General features: G+C 67.2%; 23 protein-coding genes. 18 read left to right on the top strand and 5 right to left on the bottom strand.

Features of this window, described 5'->3' with window-relative positions; translation table 11 throughout:
* Window positions 1-221: 221 nt before the first annotated feature.
* The 13 genes from ABE571_RS11720 to tkt all read left to right on the top strand — a co-directional run bounded on the left by ABE571_RS11720 (window position 222) and on the right by tkt (window position 15895).
* Window positions 222-1280, top strand: a complete 1059-nt coding sequence (locus ABE571_RS11720) for a pilus assembly protein PilM (RefSeq protein ID WP_019183880.1) — start codon at window positions 222-224, stop codon at window positions 1278-1280.
* Window positions 1280-2137 (top strand): PilN domain-containing protein, encoded by an 858-nt coding sequence (locus ABE571_RS11715; protein WP_346493755.1) that lies wholly within the window; start codon window positions 1280-1282, stop codon window positions 2135-2137. Before ABE571_RS11720 ends, ABE571_RS11715 begins: the two co-directional genes overlap by 1 nt.
* On the top strand, window positions 2134-2808 hold the full coding sequence (locus ABE571_RS11710; RefSeq protein ID WP_121039421.1) for a type 4a pilus biogenesis protein PilO: 675 nt from the start codon (window positions 2134-2136) through the stop codon (window positions 2806-2808). The genes ABE571_RS11715 and ABE571_RS11710 overlap by 4 nt, the downstream gene beginning before the upstream one ends.
* Window positions 2809-2846: 38 nt before the next feature.
* Entirely contained in the window at window positions 2847-3341 is a 495-nt protein-coding gene (locus ABE571_RS11705) for a pilus assembly protein PilP (protein WP_226956626.1), read from the top strand.
* Between the two features lie 20 nt (window positions 3342-3361).
* Complete coding sequence (locus tag ABE571_RS11700) at window positions 3362-5326, top strand: type IV pilus secretin PilQ family protein (RefSeq protein WP_313219671.1); 1965 nt, start codon at window positions 3362-3364, stop codon at window positions 5324-5326.
* A gap of 139 nt (window positions 5327-5465) precedes the next feature.
* The gene (locus ABE571_RS11695; RefSeq protein ID WP_121041204.1) at window positions 5466-6488 is read left to right on the top strand and encodes a MoxR family ATPase; all 1023 of its coding nucleotides are present in this window, start codon (window positions 5466-5468) and stop codon (window positions 6486-6488) included.
* 5 nt (window positions 6489-6493) lie between these two features.
* Complete coding sequence (locus tag ABE571_RS11690) at window positions 6494-7417, top strand: DUF58 domain-containing protein (protein WP_346493754.1); 924 nt, start codon at window positions 6494-6496, stop codon at window positions 7415-7417.
* Window positions 7414-7875 (top strand): DUF4381 domain-containing protein, encoded by a 462-nt coding sequence (locus tag ABE571_RS11685; RefSeq protein ID WP_313209990.1) that lies wholly within the window; start codon window positions 7414-7416, stop codon window positions 7873-7875. Before ABE571_RS11690 ends, ABE571_RS11685 begins: the two co-directional genes overlap by 4 nt.
* Window positions 7876-7880: 5 nt before the next feature.
* Window positions 7881-8879 (top strand): VWA domain-containing protein, encoded by a 999-nt coding sequence (locus ABE571_RS11680; RefSeq protein ID WP_346464016.1) that lies wholly within the window; start codon window positions 7881-7883, stop codon window positions 8877-8879.
* Window positions 8876-10624, top strand: coding sequence for a VWA domain-containing protein (locus ABE571_RS11675; protein WP_346493753.1), 1749 nt, complete (start codon window positions 8876-8878; stop codon window positions 10622-10624). Before ABE571_RS11680 ends, ABE571_RS11675 begins: the two co-directional genes overlap by 4 nt.
* Window positions 10621-12324 carry a BatD family protein gene (locus tag ABE571_RS11670; RefSeq protein ID WP_346493752.1) on the top strand — a complete coding sequence of 568 codons (1704 nt, stop codon included), beginning with the start codon at window positions 10621-10623 and terminating at the stop codon, window positions 12322-12324. Before ABE571_RS11675 ends, ABE571_RS11670 begins: the two co-directional genes overlap by 4 nt.
* A 67-nt stretch (window positions 12325-12391) precedes the next feature.
* On the top strand, window positions 12392-13735 hold the full coding sequence (locus ABE571_RS11665; protein WP_346493751.1) for a dicarboxylate/amino acid:cation symporter: 1344 nt from the start codon (window positions 12392-12394) through the stop codon (window positions 13733-13735).
* A 150-nt stretch (window positions 13736-13885) separates the two neighbouring features.
* Window positions 13886-15895, top strand: coding sequence for a transketolase (gene tkt / locus ABE571_RS11660; protein WP_313209998.1), 2010 nt, complete (start codon window positions 13886-13888; stop codon window positions 15893-15895).
* Between the two features lie 202 nt (window positions 15896-16097).
* Here the strand turns inward: tkt and ABE571_RS11655 are convergent, their stop codons facing one another.
* Both ABE571_RS11655 and ABE571_RS11650 read right to left on the bottom strand, forming a co-directional pair.
* On the bottom strand, window positions 16098-18050 hold the full coding sequence (locus ABE571_RS11655) for an acetyl-CoA hydrolase/transferase C-terminal domain-containing protein (protein ID WP_346466541.1): 1953 nt from the start codon (window positions 18048-18050) through the stop codon (window positions 16098-16100).
* 31 nt (window positions 18051-18081) lie between these two features.
* The gene (locus tag ABE571_RS11650) at window positions 18082-18639 is read right to left on the bottom strand and encodes a flavin reductase family protein (RefSeq protein ID WP_313210003.1); all 558 of its coding nucleotides are present in this window, start codon (window positions 18637-18639) and stop codon (window positions 18082-18084) included.
* A 117-nt stretch (window positions 18640-18756) separates the two neighbouring features.
* Here ABE571_RS11650 and ABE571_RS11645 point away from each other — a divergent pair, with 117 nt between their 5' ends.
* From ABE571_RS11645 to ABE571_RS11635, 3 genes are read left to right on the top strand one after another with little or no spacing between them, the layout of a single operon-like run.
* Window positions 18757-19122 (top strand): BlaI/MecI/CopY family transcriptional regulator, encoded by a 366-nt coding sequence (locus tag ABE571_RS11645; RefSeq protein ID WP_313210006.1) that lies wholly within the window; start codon window positions 18757-18759, stop codon window positions 19120-19122.
* Window positions 19115-20326, top strand: coding sequence for a TonB family protein (locus ABE571_RS11640; protein WP_346493750.1), 1212 nt, complete (start codon window positions 19115-19117; stop codon window positions 20324-20326). Before ABE571_RS11645 ends, ABE571_RS11640 begins: the two co-directional genes overlap by 8 nt.
* A complete protein-coding gene (locus ABE571_RS11635) occupies window positions 20323-20895 on the top strand; it encodes a hypothetical protein (RefSeq protein ID WP_313210010.1) in 573 nt (190 codons plus the stop codon). The genes ABE571_RS11640 and ABE571_RS11635 overlap by 4 nt, the downstream gene beginning before the upstream one ends.
* A gap of 33 nt (window positions 20896-20928) precedes the next feature.
* Here ABE571_RS11635 and ABE571_RS11630 read toward each other — a convergent pair whose 3' ends face one another.
* Both ABE571_RS11630 and ABE571_RS11625 read right to left on the bottom strand, forming a co-directional pair.
* The gene (locus tag ABE571_RS11630) at window positions 20929-21741 is read right to left on the bottom strand and encodes an MBL fold metallo-hydrolase (RefSeq protein ID WP_346493749.1); all 813 of its coding nucleotides are present in this window, start codon (window positions 21739-21741) and stop codon (window positions 20929-20931) included.
* A gap of 10 nt (window positions 21742-21751) precedes the next feature.
* Window positions 21752-22567: a S1/P1 nuclease gene (locus ABE571_RS11625; RefSeq protein WP_346493748.1), complete on the bottom strand. Its 816-nt coding sequence runs from the start codon at window positions 22565-22567 to the stop codon at window positions 21752-21754.
* A 119-nt stretch (window positions 22568-22686) separates the two neighbouring features.
* Between ABE571_RS11625 and ABE571_RS11620 the strand changes: the two genes are divergently transcribed.
* Window positions 22687-23385, top strand: coding sequence for an aspartate/glutamate racemase family protein (locus ABE571_RS11620; RefSeq protein WP_346493747.1), 699 nt, complete (start codon window positions 22687-22689; stop codon window positions 23383-23385).
* Window positions 23386-23466: 81 nt separating this feature from the next.
* Here the strand turns inward: ABE571_RS11620 and ABE571_RS11615 are convergent, their stop codons facing one another.
* Window positions 23467-24096 carry an OmpW family outer membrane protein gene (locus tag ABE571_RS11615; protein ID WP_259259304.1) on the bottom strand — a complete coding sequence of 210 codons (630 nt, stop codon included), beginning with the start codon at window positions 24094-24096 and terminating at the stop codon, window positions 23467-23469.
* 200 nt (window positions 24097-24296) lie between these two features.
* On the opposite strand from ABE571_RS11615, the gene gap reads away from it, so the two are divergent.
* A complete protein-coding gene (gap, locus tag ABE571_RS11610) occupies window positions 24297-25298 on the top strand; it encodes a type I glyceraldehyde-3-phosphate dehydrogenase (protein WP_346466536.1) in 1002 nt (333 codons plus the stop codon).
* Window positions 25299-25330 lie beyond the last annotated feature (32 nt).

Below are 25330 nucleotides of genomic sequence, written 5' to 3'. Positions count from 1 at the left end.
GTGACAGATTCCGATTGCGAATTTCGTGGTCGCAGAGTATAGATTACGCAAGGGAACGGCTGGGGGTGTTCCCGGGGAGAGCAGTCGATCACCGTCTGGGGACGCGTGAAACGAGCCGTAGTGCTCGTTTTACAGCTTGACGGTTGCGATTTGCAAAAAAAACGTTATTAATGCGCGGTCGCAGGTTCTGCGTCCAAGTGCCCATCGGCAGGGGAGAAACCGTGGGGCTTATCCCAAAAAGCCAGTCGCCTCTTATCGGCGTCGATATCAGCTCGACTGCAGTAAAGCTGTTGCAGTTATCCCGCAGCGGCAATCGTTTCCGCGTGGAACATTACGCCGTGGAACCACTTCCGCCGAATGCGGTCGTGGAAAAGAACATCGTGGAGGTCGAAGCGGTCGGGGAGGCCATTCGACGTGCCGTGAACCGCTCTGGAACCAAGGCACGGCACGCCGCCGCCGCCGTGGCCGGCTCGGCCGTGATCACCAAGCTGATCCCGATGCCTGCCGATCTGGACGAGAACGACATGGAAGCCCAGGTCGAGCTCGAAGCGGTCAACTACATCCCGTACCCGATCGAGGAAGTGAACCTCGATTTCGAAGTGCTGGGTGCGATTCCGAACAACCCGGAAATGGTCCAGGTGCTGTTGGCCGCCTCGCGTTCAGAGAACGTCGAGCTGCGCCAGTCCGCGCTGGAACTGGGCGGGCTGGTGGCACGGGTCATGGACGTGGAGGCCTTCGCGGTCGAGAACGCCTTTGCCCTGGTCGCCAGCGAGCTGCCGGTGGCCAGTGATGGCGTGGTCGCGCTGGTGGACATCGGCGCCACCATGACCACCCTGAACGTCCTGCGCGGTGGCCGCAGCCTGTACAGCCGCGAGCAGGTATTCGGCGGCAAGCAGCTGACCGACGAAGTGATGCGCCGGTATGGGCTGACCTACGAAGAAGCCGGGCTGGCCAAGCGCCAGGGCGGGTTGCCGGAAAGCTACGAGATGGAAGTGCTCGAGCCGTTCAAGGAAGCCACGGTCCAGCAGATCAGCCGTCTGCTGCAGTTCTTCTATGCCGGCAGCGAGTTCAACCGGGTCGATCACATCGTGCTCGCCGGGGGCTGCGCAGCCCTGACCGGCCTGCCGGACATGGTGGAAGAGCAGCTGGGCGTGGCCACCGTGGTGGCCAACCCGCTGGCACAGATGACGCTCGGCCCGAAGGTGCAGGCACATGCCCTGGCCCAGGATGCCCCGGCGCTGATGATCGCCACCGGTCTGGCGCTGAGGAGCTTTGACTGATGGCGCGCATCAATTTATTGCCCTGGCGCGCCGAGCGGCGCAAGCAACGCCAGCGCGACTTCTACGCCATGCTCGGTGCCGCCGCCATCGGTGGGTTGCTGCTGTCGCTGTTGATCTGGTTCTACTACGACCGTCAGGTCAGCGGGCAGAGCGATCGCAACACCTTCCTGCAGGCCGAGATCGAGAAGGTCAAGGAGCAGAACAAGGAGATCGAGCGTCTGGACCGCCAGAAGGACCGCCTGCTGGCGCGCAAGGCCGTGATCGAGGAACTGCAGGCCAAGCGCTCGCAGATGGTGCACCTGTTCGATGCGCTGGTCCGGACCATCCCCGACGGGGTAGTGCTGACCACGCTCAAGCAGGAGGGCGACGTGCTGACGCTGGAAGGCCGCACCCAGTCCAATGCCCGTGTCAGTGCTTACATGCGCAACCTGGAAAGCTCGGGCTGGATGACCAATCCGGAGCTGTCGATCATCGAGGCCAAGGCGCCGGAGCGTGACAGGGCCGGTGCCGCCAGCAGCCCGGTGGCGGACATCAAGTCGCTGCCGTACATGTTCGTGGTCAAGGTCAATCTGCCGGCCCAGAGCAGCGTTACCGAGCTGGCCGCCGATGGCAGCGTGATCGAGCCGACCGCCGATCCGGCACCGCCGGGCGCTACCCCGGTTCCGCCGGTGGCCCCGTTGTCGCCGGCCCCGGCGTCCAACGCACCGGCCTCGCCCGATGCCGCTGATCCGGCCCCGCCGGCCGGCAACAGCCGCATCGTGCCGCCCACGCCCACGCCCTCCGCGCAACCTGCACAACCTGCACAACCTGCACAACCGGCGGCGCCGGCCCCGGCCCAGAAGGGGGCCGCCGCATGAGCCAGAAGATCAACCTCAAAGAGCTGGACTTCAACAACATCGGCAATTGGCCGCAGAAGGCCAAGGTCGTGTTCTGCGCGCTGTTGGCGCTGTTCATCGTGATCATGGCCTGGTTCCTGCTGATCAGCGGGAAGCGCGATGAGCTCGCGTCGCTGGAAAGCACCGAGACCCAGCTGCGCACCGAGTTCGAAAAGGAACAGGGCCGCGCGGTCAATCTGGAGCCGCTCAAGCAGCAGCTGACCCAGATGGAGCAGGTGCTGCAGCAGATGCTGCGCCAGCTGCCCAGCAAGACCGAGATGCCCGATCTGATCATCGACATCTCCCAGACCGCGTTGTCTAGCGGCCTGTCCAACGAATTGTTCCAGCCCGGTGCGGAGCAGCCCAAGGAGTTCTACGCCGAAAAGCCGATCGCCCTGCGCATGGTGGGCAGTTACCACCAGTTCGGCGCGTTCGTCAGTGGTGTGGCCTCGTTGCCGCGCGTGGTCATCCTGACCATGCACGACATCAACCTGAAGCCGAAGGATCCCAAGACCGGCATCACCGCCCGCAGCGGTGCGCTGGAGTTGTCCGGAACGGTCAAGACCTACCGTTACCTGGATGACGTGGAGATGGAAGCCCAGGAGAAGGCCGCCGCCGAGAAAGAAAAGGCTGCGAAGGGAGGCCGGAAATGAGCCCTCTGACGTCGACCGCACGGGTAGGTGGTCTGTTGATGGTGGTACTGCTGGCCGGCTGCGCACGCGGCGTGACCAGTACGCCCGGCGATGCACCGAACCTGGAGAAGTGGGTGGCCGACGTGCGTGCACGTCCGGCACCGCCGCTTGAGCCGCTGCCGGTGATGCAGCAGTTCGAGACGTTTGAATATTCCGCGCAGGGGATGCGCGACCCGTTCACCGACGCCTGGACCAATCCGCAAGGGGGATCGGGGCTGCGTCCGGATCCGAACCGCCGCAAGGAGCCGCTGGAAGATTTCCCGCTGGACAGCCTGGACATGGTGGGTTCGATCGGCCGTGGGGGCGGACTCGTCGTGCTGGTGATGGCACCGGACAAGGTCACCTATCGGGTGCGTCCGGGCGTCTATCTGGGGCAGAGCGACGGGCGGGTGACCGGGGTCTTCGAGGACCGGATTGAGCTGATTGAACTGGTGCCGGATGGCGCGGGTGGCTGGCTGGAACGGCCGGCAACGCTCGCGCTTGAAGATCAATGAATGATTATGGGGATAGCACGATGACCTTTTCCAACGCCATGCGGCTGCGTTCCGTCCGGCGCCAGAAGTTGCTTCACCTGTGCGCGCTGGGAGTCGCGCTCATGGTGGCCAACGGCACGCTGATGGCGGCCACGCCCAGCGGCGCAGTGCCCAAACCGGCGGCCACCACCGCGCCGGCCTCGCTGTCGGTGTCCAAGATCGACTTCAAGCGCGGCGACGATGGCGCCGGCCGGCTGATCCTGCAGTTCGATGGCCAGGGCGCGAGCCCGGATCTGCGCAGCCAGGGCAACAGCGTCGTGATCGACGTCGGCAACGCACGCCTGCCGGAAAACCTGCAGAAGTCGATCAACGTGACCGACTTCGCCACGCCCGTGCAGCGCATCGATCCCAAGCCGTATGGCGGCGGCACGCAGCTGGTGCTCAACACCAACACCGCGTTCGAGTCGCTGGCCTACCAGAGCGGCAACGAATACGTGGTCGAGATCAGCCCGCGCCAGGCCGCCCCGGCGACGGGCGCGGTCACCGCCAGCTCGGTCAGTCAGGCCGCGGCGGCCCTGGGCCAGCGCGGCTACAGCGGCAAGCCGGTCACCTTCAACTTCCAGGACGTGCCGGTTCGCACCGTGCTGCAGCTGGTCGCGGAGGAATCCAACCTCAACGTGGTCGCCTCCGACAGCGTGCAGGGCAACGTGACCCTGCGCCTGATCAACGTGCCGTGGGACCAGGCGCTGGACATCGTGCTGCGGGCCAAGGGCCTGGACAAGCGTCGCGATGGCGGCGTGATCTGGGTGGCACCGCAGCCGGAACTGGCCAAGTTCGAGCAGGACAAGGAAGACGCGCGCATCGCGATCGAGAACCGCGAGGATCTGGTCACCGATTACGTGCAGATCAACTACCACAACGCCGGGGCGATCTTCAAAGCGCTGACCGAAGCCAAGGGTATCGGCGGCAGCAGCGGTGGCAGTGGTGGCAGCTCGCAGGAAGACAGCGGGTTCCTGTCCTCGCGCGGCCGTATCGTGGCCGACGAGCGCACCAACACCCTGATGATCAGCGACATTCCGAAGAAGATCGCGCGCATGCGTGAGCTCATCAGCGTGATCGACCGTCCGGTCGACCAGGTGCTGATCGAAAGCCGGATCGTGATCGCCACCGATACCTTCGCGCGTGAACTCGGCGCCAAGTTCGGCATCAGCGGCAGCCGCCAGGACGTGTTCTTCGGGGCCAACACCGATCAGAACCACAACAACATCAACGACCGCGGCACCAAGGACACCGAGTACCAGAAGGCGATCAACGAGTGGGTGGCCGGTGGCCGCACCGGCGCGATCCCGGTGCGTGGTGCGACCAAGTTCGCCGAAGGCCTGAACTGGAACCTGCCGGTGGCGGCGATCAACAACCCCGGTTCGCTGGCGCTGTCGATCCTCAATGCCGGTTACCTGCTGGATGTGGAGCTCTCGGCGATGCAGGCCGAATCGCGCGGCGAAGTCATCTCCAACCCGCGCGTGGTGACCACCAACCAGCGCGAAGCGGTGATCAAGCAGGGTAAGGAAATCGGCTACGTCACCATCAGCGGTGGTGGTGCGGCCGGCGCCGCGGCCCAGCCCAACGTCCAGTTCAAGGAAGTGGTGCTGGAGCTGAAGGTCACCCCGACCATCACCAACGACAACCGTGTGTTCCTCAACATGGCGGTCAAGAAGGATGAAGTGGAGAGCTACATCCTGCTGGCAGGCTATGGCCAGGTCCCGACCATCAACCGCCGCGAAGTGAATACCGCGGTGCTGGTGGACGACGGCCAGACCGTGGTGATCGGTGGCGTGTACGAGTTCACCGACCGCACCAGCATCAACAAGGTGCCGTTCCTGGGCGACGTGCCGTTCCTGGGCAATCTGTTCAAGAAGCGCAGCCGCAACAAGGACAAGGCCGAACTGCTGGTGTTCGTGACCCCGAAGGTGCTGCGCGTGGCCAAGGCCAATCCGGCCGTCAACTGAGCCGCGCCGCTGCTGCAATGACGAAAGGGCCGCCCCGTGCGGCCCTTTCTGCGTTCAGCCAACCTTGATGTCGTAACCGGCGCTGTCCTGCCATCATGGCGATGGAACCTCTGCCCACCGTGGAGGTCACATGGATGCCATGAATCTGCCGCCCCCCATGCCCGATACCCCCACGCCCGCTCCGGTGGAGCACGACCGCCTGCATGAGGCCTTCCGCGCGCTGCGCGACGGCCTGTCTTCCGAGATCGTCGGCCAGAGCGCGCTCGTCGAGCGCCTGCTGACCGCATTGCTGGCCGATGGTCACCTGCTGGTCGAGGGTGCCCCCGGCCTGGCCAAGACCACCGCGATCCGTGCGCTGGCCGCCCGGCTCGATGCGGATTTCTCACGCGTGCAGTTCACCCCGGATCTGCTCCCGGCCGATCTGACCGGTACCGAGATCTGGCGCCCGCAGGAAGGCCGCTTCGAATTCGTGCCCGGTCCGATCTTCCATCCGATCCTGCTTGCCGACGAAATCAACCGTGCCCCGGCCAAGGTGCAGTCCGCGCTGCTTGAAGCGATGGGCGAACGCCAGGTCACCGTCGGCCGCCATACCTATCCGCTGCCGTCGCTGTTCCTGGTGATGGCCACGCAGAATCCGATCGAGCAGGAGGGCACCTTCCCGCTGCCCGAAGCCCAGCTCGACCGCTTCCTGATGCATGTAAGGATCGGTTATCCGGATTCGGAGGCGGAAACCGAAATCCTGCGCCTGGCCCGCGAGCGTGCGCGCGAAGCGCTGTCCACCCCGGCCGCCGCGCCCGCCCGCATGCCGTTGAGCGATGTGTTCGCCGCTCGCAAGGCCGTGCTCTCGCTGCATGTCGCGCCCGCGCTGGAGCGCTATCTCATCGAGATCGTGCTGGCCTCGCGCGATGCCGCGCGTTACGACCCGGCGCTGGCCCGGCGCATCGCGTGGGGCGCGAGCCCCCGTGGCTCGATCGCGCTGGAGCGCTGCGCCCGCGCCCGGGCCTGGTTGGCCGGCCGCGACTTCGTCACCCCGGAAGATGTGCGCAACGTTGCGCCCGACGTGCTGCGGCACCGCGTGCTGCCCAGCTATGAAGCCACCGCCGAAGGCTGGGATGGCGAGCGCCTGGTCGCCGAGCTGCTGGCCCGCGTGCCGGCGCCCTGAGCGCGATGGATACGCCCGTGCATACGGCCACGCCGCTTGAAGGCGATGGCCTGCAGCCGCGTCTGGCCGAGCTGGTGGCATTGCGCCGCAGTGCGCACCGCGCGCCGCCGGCGCGGCGTGGCCGTCTGGGTCACGCCGGCAGTGCGCCGTCGCCCGCGCGCGGGCGTGGGATGGAATACGCCGAGTCCCGCGACTATGTACCGGGCGATGACGCGCGGCATATCGACTGGCGCGTCACCGCACGTACCGGGCGCGCGCATACCAAACTCTTTCAGGCCGAGCGCGAACGCTTGACGCTGCTGGTCGCCGATACCGATCCGGTGCTGTATTTCGGCACCCGGGTCCGCTTCAAATCCGTGCAGGCCGCGCGCGTCGGTGCGGTTGCGGCGTGGTTGGCGCAGCGCCAGGGCGACCGCCTGGCTGCGGTGCGTGGCAGCACCCAGGAGCCGCCGATCGCTCCGGCCGGCGGCACCCGCGGTGTATTGCGCGTGCTTGACGCCCTGACCCGCTGGTATGCCGAACCGCCTGCCGAGGACGCCGGCCTGGATCGGGCGCTGGAGCAGGCGGCACGACTGCTGCGCCCCGGTGCCCGTGTGGTGGTGCTGGCCGATCCGGCGCGCGCCGCCACCATCAGCAGCGCTCGCTGGGCCGCATTGGCCATGCACCACGAGGTGGTGGTGATGCTGCTGCTCGATCCGCTGGAGCTGGCACCGCCGGCCGATGCGCTGCCGTTTCTTTCGCAGGGGCGTCGCGTGCTGCTGGATCTGGGTAGCGCCGCGGTGCGTGAGCACTGGCGCGAACGCTTCGTTGCGCCCCTGGAAGCGCTGCAGAACCGCTTGGCGGCTCGGCGCATCCAGGTGCATGTGGTGGCCACCGACGATGCCAGTGACAGCTGGCTCAGCCCCTTGCCGACGGCGGTGGTGGCATGAGCGCCGCCGCATCGCTGCCGTTGCGCGATGTGCAGCTGCCGCCGTCACCGCCCTGGTGGCCGCCCGCGCCGGGCTGGTGGCTGGTGTTCGGCGCGATCGTGCTGGTGGTGACGGGAATCTGGGTCTGGCACTGGCGCCGGCGGCGCGCGCGCCAGCGCTGGCTGGCGCTGTTCGATGCACAGGTGGCCCAGGCCGGTTCGCCGGTGCTGGAGGTGGCGGCGATCGCCGAGCTGTTGCGCCGCGCGGCACGTCAGTCCCAGCCCGGGGCGGAACGTCTGCAGGGCGACGCGTGGCTCGCGTTCCTGGATGAGAAGAACAGCCGGGCGTTTTCCGAGGGCGATGGTGCGCTGCTGCTCGATGGTGGCTATCGACCGAGCGTGGATGCCGAGGCGGTGCAGCGGCTGCGCGTGCTGGCCCGCCGCCGTTATCTGTCGCTGCTGACGGAGCGGCGCCGATGATCGCGATGACGATGCCCACGTGGTTGACCTGGGTGGACAGCCTGGCGTGGCCGTGGATGTTGTGGGCGCTGCCCTTGCCGATCCTGATGCACTGGTGGCCATCGCGGCCCGGGGCGGGTGCCGCGTTGCGGGTGCCGTATGCGGCCGATCAGCTGCAGTCGCTCGGGGCTGCCTCGGGCGGTGCCGGGCCACGACTGGGGCGCGCGCTGCTATGGCTGGCGTGGGCCTGCCTGTGCGTGGCCGCCGCGCGACCGCAGCAGCTGGGCGAAGCGGTGACGCCGCCACAGCAGGGCCGGCAGATGATGCTGGCGGTGGACGTCTCCGGCAGCATGAGCGAAGCGGACATGATGCTTGGCAATCAGGTGGTCGAGCGGCTGACCGCGGCCAAGGCCGTGCTCGCCGATTTCCTCGATCGCCGTGTGGGCGATCGTGTCGGCCTGCTGATCTTCGGTGAGCGTGCCTATACGCTGACCCCTTTGACGGCCGACCTCACCAGCGTGCGTGACCAGCTGCGCGACAGCGTGGTCGGCCTGGCCGGGCGCGAGACCGCGATCGGCGATGCGATCGCGCTGGCGGTCAAACGCCTGCGCGAACAGCCGGAAGGGCAGCGCGTGCTGATCCTGCTCACCGACGGGGTCAGCAATGCCGGCGTGCTTGAACCGCTGCGCGCGGCCGAGCTGGCCCAGGCCGAAGGTGTGCGCGTCTATACAGTGGCCTTCGGCGGCGACGGGGGCATCAGCCTGTTTGGCGTGCAGATCGCCCCCGGCGAAGACCCGGTCGACGAAGCAACCCTGAACAAGATTGCCGAGCTCACCGGCGGCCGCTCGTTCCGTGCGCGCAATACCGATGAGCTGGCCGGCATCTATGCCGAGCTGGAACGGCTGGAGCCGGTCAAATCGGCGGGCCCGGCGGTGCGGCCGCGGATCGAACGCTACGCCCCGCCGCTGGCACTGGCGTTGCTGCTGGCCGGCTTGGCGGGGTTGTTGCCGAGGCGCTGGACATGAGCGCGAGCTGGAACGCCCTGCATTTTGTCCGCCCCGATGCCTTGTGGGCGCTGCTCGTGCTGCCGCTGCTGGTCGCGATCTGGTGGCTGCGTCGCCGTCGCGCCAATGTCTGGCGTCAGACGGTGGATGCGCATCTGCTGCGCCATCTGCTGGTCGGCCGCGACCGTCGCGCCTGGGGCGGGTTGATCCTGCTGCTGCTTGGCACGGCGACCGCCATCGTGGCGCTGGCCGGCCCTTCATGGCGACAGGTCGCACAGCCGTTGTGGCAGACGCCGTCGCCGCTGGTGGTCGCGCTGGATCTCTCTTCGCGGGTGACCGCGACCGATCTGCCACCGTCGCGCCTGCTGCAGGCGCGCGCCAAGCTGGCCACGCTGCTGCGCGAGCGCCAGGGCGGCGAAGTCGCGCTGCTCGTCTACGCCGACGATGCCTACACCGTGGCGCCGCTGACCGACGACATGGCCAATGTCGCGCTGTATCTGGATGCGCTGGCGCCGGACGTGATGCCGCGCGATGGCCAGCGTGCCGACCGTGCGCTGGAGACGGCGGTGAAGCTGCTGCAGCAATCCGGCGCACGCGGTGGCGACATTCTCCTGCTGACCGATCGCGCCGATGCGGATGCCGAACAGGCCGCTGCCTCGGCACGCGCGCAGGGCTTCGTGGTCTCCGTGCTCGGGCTGGGTACGCCGCAGGGCGCGGCCTACCGCAACGGCGAGGGTCAGATCGTGCCGGCGCGGCTGGAGGAGGGCACGCTGCGGGGTGTCGCCAGCCGTGGCGGCGGCCGCTATGCGCGTATCGCCTCCGATGACAAGGATCTCGCGGCGCTGGACGTATTGACCCCGCGGGTCAGTGCCGATGACAGCCGCGAAGGGCAGGGCCGCACGTGGCGCGATGAAGGGTTCTGGCTGTTGCCACCGCTGATGCTGCTGGCCCTGTTCGCCTTCCGGCGGCGCGGCGCGCTGGCCGTGCTGGTGATGATGGCGGCGCTGCCGATGGCGCTGCCGACGACGGCACATGCCGCCGAGGGAACGTGGTGGCAACGCGCCGACCAGGTCGATCAGCAACGCCTGTCCACCGGTGTGGATGCGTACCGCAAGGGTGACTTCAAGGCGGCGCAGCAGCAGTTCGAGGGCATCGATACGGATGCCGGCTGGTACAACCTGGGCAACGCGCTGGCGCGACAGGGCCAGTACGACGCCGCCATCGAGGCCTACGACCGTGCGCTGAAGCAGCATCCGGGCATGGCCGATGCGGTCGCCAACCGCGCCGCCGTCGATGCCGCCCGCAAGCGCAAGCCGCCACAGAACAACGATCAGAACAACGATCAGAAGGGCGGGAAAAAGCCGCCCTCCGACCCGCCCGATCCCGGCAAGAACCCGGGTCAGGGTAACGACGGTCAGTCCTCGCCGCCGCAGGACAAGGGCGAACAGGGGCAGTCACCGCCGCCGGCATCCGGTGATCCAAAGGATGGCCAATCCGAGGGCGGGAAGTCGCCGCAGGCCGCCGACAGCCAGGCGCAGGCCGAGGCTGACGCGGCCCAGCGCGAGCGCATGCAGCAGGCGATGCAGCGCCAGGGGCAGAACGACGGCAACGACAAGGCGCAGGGCCAGGTCAGCGGCACCCCGCAGCAGCGTGAGCAGCAGCAGGCGGTCGAGGCGTGGATGCGGCGGGTACCGGATGACCCCGGCAGCCTGCTGCGGGCCAAGTTCCAGCTGGAAAACGAACGCAGGAAACGGGAAGGGCGATGACACATTCCACGATACAGCGCTGGTTGCGCGCCGGGCTTGCCCTGCTGCTGTGCGCGAGCATGGCCGCGCACGCGCAGACCCGCGCCTGGCTCGACCGCGAGCAGATCACCGACAGCGATACCGTCACCCTCAACATCGAATCCGATGCGGGCGGCGGCGCGCCGGACTATGGCCCGCTGCGGACCGACTTCGATCTCAGCAGCCAGACCAGCAGCCGCCAGGTGCAGTGGAGCAACGGCGCGATGACCTCGCGCGCGCTGTATGCCGTCGCGCTCAGCCCGAAGCGCACCGGCACCCTGCAGATTCCTGCGCTGCAGGTGGGCAGCAGCCGCACCCAGCCGCTGACCCTGCAGGTCGGCGCCGGCAGCGCGTCCGCCCCCGCGGCCGCCCGTGGTGATGCCGCGGCCTTCCTCGAAACCGAGGTCGACGATCCCACGCCCTATGTGCAGCAGAGCGTCGGCGTGGTGGTGCGCCTGTTCTACGCCGCGCAACTGCTCAGTGGCGAACTGGTGCTCGATACACCGGCCGGCGCCTCGCTGCAGCGGGTGGGCGATGACCGCACCCTGGTGCGCGAGGTCAATGGGCGCCGCTACAACGTGGTGGAACGGCGCTTCCTGCTGATTCCCGAGCGCAGCGGGCCGCTGGTGCTGCCGGCCGCGCAGTTCAACGGGCGCAGCGCGGGCGGCTTCTTCAATGACATGTTCGGCGGCGATGGCCGCCTGCGTGCCGCATCGGCCGAGCGCACGCTGCAGGTCCAGGCGCAACCCGCCTCTGCACCGCAGCCGTGGCTGCCGCTGCACGGGCTGCGCCTGCGCTACACCGCAGCGCCCACCACCGGCCGTGCCGGTGAGGCGGCCACGATCGTGGTGGAGGCCGTGGCCGACGGCGCGACCAAGGCGCAGTTCCCTGAGCTGCCCGTGCCCGATGTCGGCCCCGGCGCGCAGGTGTTCGCCGAGCCGCCGCAGTTCGATGAAACCTTCAACGGCAACACCCCGCAGCTCAAGCTGACCCGGCGTTTTGCGATCGTGCCGCGCCAGGCCGGGCCGCTGACCGTGCCGGGGCTGCGCATGGCGTGGTGGGATGTGGCCGCCGGGCAGCCGCGCAGTGCCAGCCTGCCGGACCTGCCACTGGACATCGCTGCCGGGGTGGCCGGCAGTACCGCGCCGGCGCTGCCGGTGGACACCACCTCGGCGCTGCCGGGCGAACCGGCGGCGGCCTCCACCGATCTGCAGCTGGCGCCGGCGCAGGGCGCGCCGCGGCCGTGGGGCTGGATCGCGCTGTCGGCGGGCCTGGCCCTGCTGTGGCTGCTGACCCTGGTCTGGGGCTGGCGCCGACGCGGTCGTCCTGTCGCCGTGCCCGGTGCCGAAGCGGGTGTGCCGGTCGCTCCGTCCGGGAGCCCGTACACGCGTGCCGACCTGCGCCGCGCGATGGAAGCGGGTGGGCTGGACGAGATCATCGCCGTGCTGGCTGGCATGGGCGGCGTGCAGACCTTGGAGCAGGTGCTGGAGCGCCTCGACAACCCCCGGCAGCGCGACACGTTGCTCCAGATGCAGGCGGTCCGCTGGGGCGGGCAGGGCGGTGATGTGGGCCAGGCACGGCAGGCGCTGCGGCGCGCCTTCCATGACGGACCGCACTGGCGGGCCCGTGCGGCCGCGCAGAACAATGGCCTCGCGCCGTTGTACCCATCCGCGCATTCATAAAAAGGCGTGTCGGTCAGGGCGGCCGGCTTTGCTAAGCTGATTTCATTTTTTCGAGGAACGCCGCTCCATGACTGAGGCCGCAACGACCCGGCAGAAACTGCCTTTGCATTGGAAAATGGGCATTGGCTTCATCATCGGCCTGGTCCTCGGGCTGACCGTCCATGCCCTCGGTGGCAGCATCGACGGCCTGCATATCGGTGCCAAGTGGGTGATGGATTACATCACTACCCCGGCCTCGGGCCTGTTCCTCAATCTGATCTTCATGCTGATCGTGCCGCTGATCTTCTCGGCGCTGATCATGGGCGTGTCGGAGATGGGCGACATCCGCGCCCTTGGCCGCATCGGCTGGAAGACGCTGGCCTACACCATCGTGCTGTCCGGCATCGCCGTGGGCATCGGCCTGGTGCTGGTCAACGTGCTCAAGCCCGGCGTGGGCGTGGACCCGGTCGTGGCCGCGCAGATGCTGGCCGAGAACGCCGAACGCAGCAAGGAAATCGTCGCCGGTATCCATGGCACGCCGAAGGGCATGGACATGCTGCTGTCGATCGTGCCGGGCAATGTGGTCGAGGCCGCGTCCAGCAACAGCGCGATCCTGTCGCTGATGTTCTTCGCGCTGATGTTCGGCATCGGCATGGTGCTTTCGCCTGAAGAGAAGGTGGCCCCGCTGCGTCGTGCCATCGAAGGCATCTTCGAAGTCTCGATGACCCTGATCAACCTGGTCATCCGCCTGGCCCCGTACGCGGTGGCCTGCTTCATGTTCAACCTGGCCGCCCTGTTCGGCTTCGAGCTGATCATCCGCCTGGGCGCCTACGTGGGGGTGGTGGTGCTGGCGCTCGGCCTGCATATGGTGGTGACCTACGGCGTGGCCGTGTGGCTGTCCGGGCGCTCGCCGCTGGCGTTCTTCCGCGACACCCAGGAGGCCACCGTGATGGCCTTCTCCACCGCCTCCAGCAACGCCACCCTGCCGACCGCGCTGCGCGTGGCCGACCAGATGGGCCTGCCGCAGAAGGTCTCGCGCTTCGTGCTGACCGTGGGCGCCACCGCCAACCAGAACGGCACCGCGCTGTTCGAGGGCGTGACGGTGATCTTCCTGGCGCAGTTCTTCGGTGTGGACCTGAGCATCGGCCAGCAGTTCATGGTCATGGCGGTCTGCATCCTGGGCGGCATCGGCACCGCCGGTGTGCCCTCCGGCTCGCTGCCGGTGGTGGCCATGATCTGCGCCATGGTCGGCGTGAACCCGCTGGGCATCGGCCTGATCCTGGGCGTGAACCACTTCCTGGACATGTGCCGTACCGCGCTGAACGTCACCGGCGATCTGGCCCTGACCACCCTGGTGGCCAAGGGCGAGGTGGACGATGGTCCGGTCGTGGCCGCGGTGGCCCCGGCCCCGGCACCGGCCCCGCGCGACTGAGCCTGCGCAGGCTGTGGGTTCCCGACGCCCCGCCTTGTGCGGGGCGTTGTCGTTAAGGGCCTGGCCTGTCTCCGGCCTGACCCCGCCGATCACCTGTGGGACAATGGGCTGCCCGCAGCTCCGCGGGAGCCTCCCGACTCCGACAGAACCATGACGCAGCCTACCCGCCGCCAGTTGGCCAATGCCATCCGCTTCCTTGCCGCTGATGCGGTCGAAACCGCCAAGTCCGGTCATCCCGGCATGCCGATGGGCATGGCCGACATCGCCGAAGTGCTCTGGAACGACTATCTCCGTCACAACCCCAAGAATCCCAAGTGGTTCAACCGCGACCGCTTCGTGCTGTCCAACGGCCACGGCTCGATGCTGCAGTACGCGCTGCTGCACCTGAGCGGCTACGACCTGCCGATCGAGCAGCTCAAGCAGTTCCGCCAGCTGGGCAGCAAGACCGCCGGCCACCCGGAACACCATGAAACCCCCGGCGTGGAGACGACCACCGGTCCGCTGGGTCAGGGTCTGGCCAACGCCGTGGGCTTCGCCCTGGCCGAGAAGCTGCTGGCTCAGCGCTACAACCGCCCGGAACACGAGATCGTCGACCACCGCACCTGGGTGTTCCTGGGCGATGGCTGCCTGATGGAAGGGATCTCGCATGAAGCCGCCTCGCTGGCCGGCACCTGGGGCCTGTCCAAGCTGGTCTGCTTCTGGGATGACAACCACATCTCCATCGATGGCAACACCGATGGCTGGTTCACCGACAACACCCCCGAGCGTTTCGAAGCCTATGGCTGGAACGTGGTGCGCGGCGTCGATGGCCACGATCCGGACAGCATCAAGGCCGCCATCGACAGCGCGCTGTCGCAGTTCGACAAGCCGACCCTGATCTGCTGCCGCACCACCATCGGCTTCGGCTCGCCGAACAAGGCCGGCAAGGAATCCAGCCACGGCGCCCCGCTGGGCAAGGATGAGCTGGACGCGACCCGCAAGCAGCTGGGCTGGCCGTACGGCCCGTTCGAGATTCCGGAGGAAATCTACGCCGGCTGGCGTGCCGGCGGTACCGGCACCCTGCGCCAGGCCGAGTGGGAACAGCAGTTCGACAAGTACGCCGCGCAGTTCCCGGCCGAAGCCGAGGAGCTGATCCGTCGTTCGCACGGCGAGCTGCCGGCCGACTTCATCGCCAAGGCCGATGCCTACATCGCCCAGGTCCAGGCCGATGGCCAGACCATCGCCTCGCGCAAGGCCTCGCAGCTGGCGATCGAAGCGTTCGCGCCGCTGCTGCCGGAACTGGTGGGCGGTTCGGCCGATCTGGCGCACTCCAACCTGACCCTGTGGAAGGCCAGCAAGTCGGTCGCCACCGATGACCCGAACGCCAACTACGTGTACTACGGCGTGCGCGAGTTCGGCATGACCGCGATCGCCAACGGCCTGGCCCTGCATGGCGGGTTCATTCCGTTCGACGCCACCTTCCTGGTGTTCAGCGATTACGCCCGCAACGGCGTGCGCATGAGCGCGCTGATCCCGGCCCACGCGATCCACGTGTACACGCACGATTCGATCGGCCTCGGCGAAGACGGCCCGACCCACCAGCCGGTGGAGCATCTGGCCTCGCTGCGCTACATCCCGAACAACGATGTGTGGCGCCCGTGCGATGCGGTTGAATCGGCGGTCAGCTGGAAGTCGGCGATCACCCGCACCGACGGCCCGAGCTGCCTGGTGTTCAGCCGCCAGAACCTGCCGCACCAGCCGCGCAGCACCGAGCAGGTCGCACAGATCGCGCGCGGTGGGTATGTGCTGGCCGATGCGGAAGGCGGCGTGCCGGACGTGATCCTGATCGGCACCGGTTCGGAAGTGGGCCTGGCCGTGACCGCCAAGGCGGAGCTGGATGCCGCCGGCATCAAGACCCGCGTGGTGTCGATGCCGTCGACCGACGTCTTCGAGCGTCAGGACGCGGCGTACCGTGAGTCCGTGCTGCCCAACGCCGTGCGCAACCGCGTGGCCGTGGAAGCCGGTGTCACCGGTTTCTGGCGCCAGTACGTGGGCCTGGACGGTGCGGTGGTGGGTATCGACACCTTCGGTGCGTCGGCCCCGGCGGAGGCGCTGTACAAGCACTTCGGCATCACCGCCGAGCACGTCGTGGCTGCGGCCAAGGCGCAGCTGGCGAACTGATGACGGCTGGATAGCGTCGAGCCATGCTCGGCGCCATCAAGCGGAAGGCCGGCGAAAGCCGGCCTTTTCGTTTGTTGAAGGGCAAACACCACGGCATCCTTGATCGAGGGTAGATCCACGCCATGCGTGGATGCTGTTGGCGTACCCCTCGACCATTGCTGACGCGTGATCAACACGCATCCACGCATGGCGTGGATCTACATCACCCGGCTGCAGTGCGCGCCAATCCCAACCTCACCAGCCGCGCCTCGATGCGTTCGCCGAACGTCTTCGGCGCTTCGAGCCCCATCCGCTGCAGATAGGCCTGATCCCCATCGCCGGCCGGTTGCGTTACCGCTGACAGCACCGTGCGCAGCTTGGCCATCGGCGTCTGCGTGTTCTGCTTCAGCCAGCCCAGCGCCTTGACCAGGTGCTGCTCGACCTCGGTGAAATCGCTGCCCAGCGGATAATCCGGCAGCAGCCCGGACTGGCGGAACGGCGCCAGCGACGCACTGACCGCCGCAGCCGTGTTGCGCTGTCCATCGGCGGACGGAGTGAAGCCGGTCGCCAGTTTCTTCGAGGCCTTCGCCTTGTCCAGCAACGCGGCCTGGAACTGTGCATCGGTGATTGCAGCCATCGCGATCACGCAGTCCTCGTCGGTCATGTTGCGCAGGTCGGCGATGCCGTACTCGTTGATGTAGAGATCGCGCAGGTGCCGCGGGATCGTGGTGTGGCCGTAGTTCCAGCGCACGTTGGAGTGCAGGACGCCCCTGTCCTCGCGGGTGGCGCGGAAGATCAGCGCGCTGCGGGCGCCGGGCAGGGCATGCGCCATCGCCACGAAGTTGTACTGGCCGCCCACGCCGGAAACCACACGGCCGTCTTCCAGCGCATCGGAAACCGCAGCCCCCAACGCGGTGGCCATCATGCAGGAGTTGAAGAAGCGCGCATCGCGGCGCTGCATCCGCTCCAGCGTTTCATCGCCGCCGTAGAGCTGGTTGATCTCACTGATGCGGCGCATGCCGATCGCGCTGCGCTCCTCATCGGGCAGGTCGCGCAGCCACTGGTAGAACTCCGGCGAGCCCAGATAGAACGCGCCGTGCAGGTACTCGCCCTCGGCCTCGAGCGTGGCGTAGTCGGTGGTCCACGCGGTGCCGTTCTCGATCCGCTGCAACAAGGCCAGATCGTCATGCACCTTGCGCCGGATCACCCCGGTCTGGACCAGACGGCGGAAGCCTTCGTTGAGCATTTCGCTGCAGCCGTACAGACCGATCTCGAACGGCTCCAGGCCACCGCACTCCAGCACGGTCGGGTGGCTGGCCAGGCCGGGATCCAGCGCCTGCAGGATCTGCCGGTAGCGGGCGTTGTCGGTATGCCGCAGCACCAGTGCATGGCTGAGCGCATCGGCCAGCGTGCCGATGCCGATCTGCAGCGTGCCGCCATCGCGCACCAGCGTGCTGGCGTACAGGCCGATGGCGTAATCGGCATCGCTGACCGGTTGGCGGGGCAGGCCGAACAGCGCCGGGTACGGCCCCGGCGGCGTGATCACCAGATCGAAGAACGACACATCCACCGTGGCCGAGCCGGCCAGATAGGGCAGCTGCGGATCGATCTCGGCGATCATCAGCGGGCGTGGCAGCCCGCGCGCGACCATCGCATCCAGCGTGTCCTGGGTGATGTCGTTGTTGCATGACAGCGACAGGCGCCGATCATTCGCGCGCATCGCCACTTTCTGCACGATCGCATGCGGCGCGCGCTGGGCCACCGCATCGGCGGCGTGCGTGTAGTTGAGGCTGGTGTAGCTGCGCTGGGCCTGCGAGGAATTCAACAATGCGCCGGACTGCATGTAGAACTCTTCCACCTGCACATGCGCTGGCAGCTGGTCGCGCACCATTGCATCGGCGTAGGCCAGCCGCGGAAAGTCCTCACCGAAATGACGCTCGGCGAAAGGTTTCATGAAGCGTGCTTCCAGCCCGGCACCGCCGCGTGGTGGGTTCAGTGACAGTGCGGTGTAAAGCTGCAGCGGCCGCGAGGCGTCGTTTTCCACACGGGCATACAGCGCGTTGAGCAGCCGGTGCGGCTTGCCCAAGGCGAGCGGGGCGCCAATGCGCAGGGGGCCATCGACCCGCTGCAGCAGCCAGTCGACGGCGGCGTCCAGGTCGGTCAGGTGTTCGGTCATGCGGCGCTATCCTGCGAAATCATGCGGGTCATTACAGCATTTCCGGTTTGAACAGACGGCGACGCGAGACTTCATCGCCGGAAAGCATGAACTGGCCATCGCCCCGGTAATGCACCGTGCGCGGCAGTTTCGGGGCGCGTGCGACATGTGCTTTGACCACCTCCCAGATGAAGAGACCGTGCTTCTTGATCTGGCTGCGGTCGGCCAGCCGGCATTCGAAACTGGCGTGGCACTGGGCGATCAAGGGGGCGGCAACCTCGCTGGCGGCCACTGCGTCCAGGCCGAAATGCGCGAACTTGTCGATCTCCACGCCGCTGCTGTTGCCGATGCCGATCACCGTATCGAGCATCTCTGCGGTGGGTACATTGATGACGCATTCGCCACTGCGGCGGATCAGCTCGAAACTGTGGTTGCCGGTGGAAATCATGGTCGCCAGGCGCGAGGGCGTGAACTCCAGCACCATGTGCCAGCCCAGCGTCATGATGTTGCGCTGGCCTTTCCAGGCCGAGCTGATCAGCACGACCGGGCCGGGTTCCAGGAAGCGGCGCACATCGTCCACTGGGTAATCGAATTTTCGGTAGCGTCGCATCGAGGGCTCCGCGGGGCATGCGCCGATGCTGGCAGTGGCTGCATGAACCGGCTGTCGAAGGGTTGACACCCGTGCTGATTACGGGCGTAATCGAATCGTCGATTACGGATGTAAATGATGAGCCAGATCAGTGAAGCCGAAGCCGTGGTGATGGAGGTGCTGTGGCGCCACCATCCGCTGGGCGCTGATGATGTGGTGGCCGCGCTGGCCAGCCGTGACTGGGCCGAGCCCACCATCAAGACCCTGCTCAACCGGCTGCTGACCAAGGGGGCGGTCAGTGCCAGCCGCGAGGGGCGTCGCTATCTGTACTCGCCCGTGCTGCAACGGCAGGCCTGGGTGGCCGAGCAGAGCGAGGGCTTCCTGGAGCGCGTGTTCGACGGCCGCGTCGCGCCGCTGGTGGCGCATTTCAGCCAGCGCGGGGAGCTCAGCGCGCAGGACATCGCCGAACTGAAGCAACTCATCCAGGCGCTGGACCATGACTGACCTGCTCGATGGGCTGCTGCAGGCCAGCGTATGGCTGTCGGTGGCGACGCTGGTATTGGCCGCCGCCAGGCCTCTGCTGCTGCGGCTGGGGGGCGCAGCGCTGGCCTATCGCAGCTGGTGGTTGCTGCCGCTGATGCTGGTTGTCCCGTCCCTGCCGGTGCCGCCGCTGACGATCACCGAGACCGCCCCGGTGATGGTCATGGCCTCGGCGCTGCGCGCGCCTGCCGTGCCTCACGATGCCTCGCAGTGGCCGCTGCTGCTGTTGACGGTGTGGCTGCTGGGCGCGGTGGCGATGGCCGGCATCAGTTGGCGCGCGCAGCGCCGCTTCGCGCAGGCCCTGGGCGCCCTGCAGCCGCGCCAGGATGGCAGCTGGCAGGCCAGTGGCGATCCGGGTCTGCCGGCGCTGGTCGGGTTGTGGCGGCCGCGGATCGTGGTGGGCCCGGACTTCGAGCAGCGCTTCAGCCCCGCCGAGCAGGACCTGATCCTGCGTCACGAACACAGCCATCGCCGTCATGGCGATCCCTGGGCAAACGCTGCGTTGGCCCTGCTGCGCTGCGTGTTCTGGTTCCACCCGTTGCTGCCGTGGGCGGCGCGCCGCTTCCTGCGTGACCAGGAACTGGCCTGCGACGCGCGCACGGTCGATCCGCATCCGGCGCTGCGCCGGCTCTACGCCAACGCGCTGCTCAAGGCGCAGTTGGTCTACCCGGTTGCCCCGATGGCCTGCCACTGGCGCAGCCAACCGATGTTGAAGGAGCGTATTGCCATGTTGAAGGAACACAAGCGGAAGGCATTGCCGTGGTTGACCGGCCAGGTGCTGGTGGTCGGGATGTGCGTGGGGCTTTGCACGGTGGCGTGGGCGAGTCAGGGCAGTGGCGGCGTCCCCGCCAGCGGGATCGGCCAGGGCGCAGTGCTGGCCGATCGCAATGCCATCGCCCACAAGATGCCGCCGCCGTCATACCCGAAGATCGCCTTCGAGCAGAGCATCGTCGGCAAGGTCGTGGTGCGGGTGGACGTCGACGCCGAAGGCAAGGCGACCAACGTACGCGTGCTGGAGGCGACTCCGGCCGGTGTGTTCGATGAGGCGACGGTGGCTGCGGCGAAGCAATGGACCTTCGAACCGGCGATCAGAAACGGCAAGGCCGTGGCCTCGGCGCTGAAGATTCCGGTCACCTACGCCATGGATGACGAGGTGCCAACACCATGAGGCAGCCTTACGTCCCCGCACTGGCGGCGCTGTTGATGGCCGGCTGTGCCACCCATGAGACGCTTACGTCAGTGGACACGCGGGCGGAGAACGTGGGCCATCAGCGCTTGGATCCGGCCAACGGCACGGGGACTGCGCAGGTGGCGAGCTACCAGCTGAAGGCTGCCGAAGGCTACCGGATGCCGCAACTCAATGCCGGCCCGGACCCCGTGCTGGGCGATCGCGATCCGCGCAGTGAGCTTGCGCCCACGACGGTCTGTCTGCAGTTGGTCATCGATGCGCAGGGCCGCGTGGAGCGAAGTCTGCCGGTGCAGGACCGTGACGAATGCGCCGCTGGCAATGCCCCTGAGAATGCGCCGTTGTTGCAGTCCGCGCAGGATGCGGTGGCGGTCTGGCAGTACGTACCCGCAGCCGTGTGTCACTTCGCGGAGGGGAAGATTCCAGCCAATCGGGGCGATTGCAAGGATGCCACGCGCATCGAGCCTGTCCCGGTCAGCCTGCTGTATGCCTTCACCTTCGAAATCGTGAAAGGCAAGGCGACCGTGCACAGCGGGACGCGGGCGAAGTAGGGAAGCAGTGCGCCTCACCACGCGGCGCGATGCCTATCCGCCGCGAACGGGGCCGCCCTGTATGTTCGCCTTCACCGAAGGCTCCATCAGCGTCGGTTCGGCCAGCGTGGCATCGCGCGCCTGGCGCGTGGCGACGAACTCGGCTTCGCTGATGCCGTCATGCAGGTGGATGTTGTGCGCGCGCTGCTCGCCGATCGTGGTCTGGTTGGCGACCTTGCGGCCACCGGGGCCGTAGTCGTGACAGATGAACACACGGGTCGCATCGGGCAACGAAAGCAGCCGCTGGATCGAACGGTACAGCTGCGCCGCGTCACCGCCCGGGAAGTCGCAGCGTGCGGTGCCGCCGTCGGGCATGAACAGCGAGTCGCCGGTGAACAGCGCATCGCCGATCCGATAGGCGACGCTGTCGCTGGTGTGGCCCGGCACTGCGATCACCTCGGCGTCGATATCACCGAGCGTGAAGCGCTCGCCATCGGCGAACAGATGATCGAACTGCGACCCGTCGGTCGGCACATCCAGCGCGTAACGCGGTGCGAAGGTGCGCTGCACCTGCACGATGCCCTGGCCCATCGCCAGCGTCGCGTCCGGCCACTGGGATTTCAGCCAGCGCCCGGCACTGACATGGTCGGCGTGGGCATGGGTGTCCAGCAGCCAACGCACCTGCAGGCCGTGCCCGCGCACATGCGCAAGCAACGGCTGCAGCGGTCCGGCGCCGAGTGCATCGGTGTCCGGGTCGTAATCCAGCACGGGATCGATCACCGCCGCCTGCAACGTCGCCGGGTCATGCACCACGTAGCTGAAGGTGTGGCTGTCCGGGTGGAAGAAACTGGCGACGTGCAGTGACATGGTGCAGACCTCAGCGTTTGCCCAGGGTGTCGTTGAGCAGCACGGCCAAGCGTTCACCGGCCACGCGCAGCTCGCGCTCGGCGACCGGGCGGTAGGTCGCCGCATAGCTGGGGCCCAGCGTACGCTTGTCCGGGTAAACGCCAGGTGCAATGGCGATCCGGCAGCTGGCTTCGGCCCACTGCGCGGCGTCGACAGTGATGTTGGAGCGCTTGCCGAATGCGGGCTTGGGCAGGGCTAGGAGGCGCTTGATGTACTGGTCGTCATCCAGCTTCTGCTCATTCAGCATGCCGCTGTCCCACAGCGAGTGCAGGTTGGTACCGCGGTTGTTGAACTGCACCTGGAAATCGTTGCCGCCCTTGTCGTGGCCGTAGCCGGCATGCATCGGCTGGTGGATGTCGCCGGCGAAGTGCACCACGAACTTCAGCGCCTGCGCGCGCTCTGCATCGGACTTGCTGCGGTCGCCGAGAATCGCGGTCTGTACCTTCAGCGCCTCGACCACGCAGTTGCCGTTCTTGCAGTGCTTCTGCACTTCATAGTGGCAATCGTCTTCGCCGATGTTGACGTAATGCCAGCCGGCCGAGCGCTTGCCCAGGTCCGGGTCCTCGGCGCGCAGCTGATCGGCCCAGGGGGCGATGGCGTGCAGTGTCGGGTCCGGCTCGGCGGCGAGCAGACGGTCAACCTCGGCCTGGGTCTGCGGGGTCAGCCGGGTCTCGGCGATCCGCGCCACCAGGCGGTGGCCCTGTGCGCCCCAGGCCAGGGCATCGGTGGAAACAAAGGTGAGGGCCAGCGCGAGGGCGGTGGCCGGGAGCAGGGAAGGCATTTTCATCCGCGGCATTCTAGCGGGCTGGCCGCGCGCGGGCTTGCCGGGATCTGGCCGGCTGCAGCATCCGGCGGCGTGGGCTAGTCTCGCCGGGTGCCCGCATCGGGCGGAATCCGGAGGTCCCCATGGCCCACATCGTTGGCCTGATCGGCGGCATGAGCTGGGAAAGCTCGGCCCACTACTACCGGCTGATCAACGCGCAGGTGCGCGACACCTTGGGCGGCCTGCACTCGGGCCGGATCCTGCTGTGGTCGTTCGATTTCGCCGAGATCGAGGCGCTGCAGCATGCCGGCGACTGGGACACCGCCACCGAGCGGCTGATCGATGCGGCCCAGCGCCTGCAGGGTGCGGGTGCGACGACCATCGTGATCTGCACCAACACGATGCACCGCCTGGCCGACGCGGTGCAGGCGGCGATCGCGATTCCGCTGCTGCATATTGCCGATCCCACGGCAGCGGCGATCAAGGCCGCCGGGCTGCAGCGGGTGGGCTTGCTGGGCACCGCGTTCACCATGGAGCAGGATTTCTACACGGGGCGGCTCACCCAGGCGCATGGCCTGGAGGTGCTGATTCCCGAGGCCGATGACCGCGCGGCGGTGCATCGGATCATCTATGACGAGCTGGTGCAGGGGCAGGTGCTGCCGGCGTCGCGCGAGACCTACCGGGCGGCGATGCAGCGACTGGTGGACCGCGGTGCACAGGGCATCATCCTGGGCTGCACGGAGATCATGCTGCTGGTCGGCGCGCAGGATGCAACGGTGCCGGTGTTCGATACGACGACGCTGCATGCGCAGGCAGCGGGGCGGCATCTGTTGGCCGAATGAGCCCCAAAAAAAACCCCGGCCGAAGCCGGGGAAACTGTCTTGCTGCGAGGGGTGTTGCGCTTGTCAGTCCTGATCCGCCGATCAGAACTTGAACACGTACGACACGCCGTAGGCGAGCGGGTCGATATTGACGGTGCCGATCTTTTCGCCATCGAGCTTGACCTTGCTGTCGATGTCCATCCAGCGCACATCAACGCGCAGCGAGCCCTTGTCGTTGATCGCGAAGTCCAGGCCCGCATGGGCGGCCAGGCCCCAGGAGTCTTCCATCTTCAGCGTGCTGCCGGCCAGCGCGCCGCCGGTCTTCTCGCTGAAGAAGGTGGTGTAGTTGATGCCGGCGCCCAGGAACGGGGACACCTTGCCCTTGCTGTTGAAGTGATACTGCAGCGACACCACCGGCGGCAGGTGCTTGGTGCTGCCCACGTTGCCCAGGCCGGCGATGTTGATGTCGTGCTTGAACGGCAGCGCGGCGAGGAGCTCGATGCCCAGGTTGTCGGCGATGAAGTACTCGCCGGTGATGGTCGGCTTGATGTCGTTGTCCACATCGACCTTCAGCGTGCCGCCGGCCAGCGAGCCGTTGTTGGACTTCGGGGCAACCTGGTGCACGCCGGCACCGATCGTCCAGTCACCCTTGGACTGGGCCATGGCGGGGGCGGCGGCCAGCGCCAGGGCGGCGGCCAGGCTGGAGAGCAGGAGGGGGGAGGTCTTGCGCATGAGACGGTCTCGTGGCGGGTTGGAATGGCGCCAGTTTTCCCGTCCATGCGCCTGCGCGCCTTGATCCGGATCAATCCGGGTATTTACCGTTGTAACCGGTTCCCATTCGTCATCCCCGGGCCGGGCCGGTTCCGGCCCTGCTAGAATGAACGCCCCTTTCCATCGGCGCCGCACCGTCGCGGCTGCAGGAGCTTGTGAACATGGCAATCAAGGTTGGCATCAACGGTTTCGGTCGCATCGGGCGCAACGTGCTGCGCTCGGCCGTGCTGAACTTCGGCAATGACATCGAAATCGTCGCCATCAACGATCTGCTGGAGCCGGACTACCTGGCGTACATGCTGAAGTACGACTCCGTGCATGGCCGCTTCAAGGCCGACGTGGAAGTCTCCGGCAACCACCTGCTGGTCAACGGCAAGAAGATCCGCCTGACCCAGGAACGCGATCCGGCCAACCTGAAGTGGGACGAGGTCGGCGTGGACGTCGTCATCGAATCCACCGGCCTGTTCCTGACCAAGGAAACCGCGCAGAAGCACATCGATGCGGGCGCCAAGAAGGTGATCCTGTCGGCACCGTCGAAGGACGACACCCCGATGTTCGTGTTCGGCGTGAACGACAAGACCTACGCCGGCCAGGCGATCGTCTCCAACGCGTCGTGCACCACCAACTGCCTGGCCCCGCTGGCCAAGGTCATCAACGACAAGTGGGGCATCAAGCGTGGCCTGATGACCACCGTGCACGCCGCGACCGCCACCCAGAAGACCGTCGATGGCCCGTCCAACAAGGACTGGCGCGGTGGCCGTGGCATCCTGGAAAACATCATTCCGTCCTCCACCGGTGCGGCCAAGGCCGTCGGCGTGGTGATCCCGGAATTGAACAAGAAGCTGACCGGCATGAGCTTCCGCGTGCCGACCTCGGACGTGTCGGTGGTCGATCTGACCGTCGAGCTGGAAAAGGAAGCCACCTACGCCGAGATCTGCGCTGAAGTGAAGGCGCAGAGCGAAGGCGCGCTGAAGGGCATCCTGGGCTACACCGAAGACAAGGTCGTGGCGACCGACTTCCGCGGTGAAACCCACACCTCGGTGTTCGACGCCGATGCCGGCATCGCGCTCGACAGCACCTTCGTCAAGCTGGTGTCGTGGTACGACAACGAATGGGGCTACTCCAACAAGTGCCTGGAAATGGTCAAGGTCGTCGCGGCGTAAGCCAGCGCTGCCCCTGCGTCATTCCACAGACC

Source organism: Stenotrophomonas sp. TWI273 (assembly GCF_039674765.1).
In the GTDB taxonomy this organism is placed as follows: Bacteria; Pseudomonadota; Gammaproteobacteria; order Xanthomonadales; family Xanthomonadaceae; genus Stenotrophomonas.
This window is presented reverse-complemented; position numbering and strand designations above follow the sequence as displayed.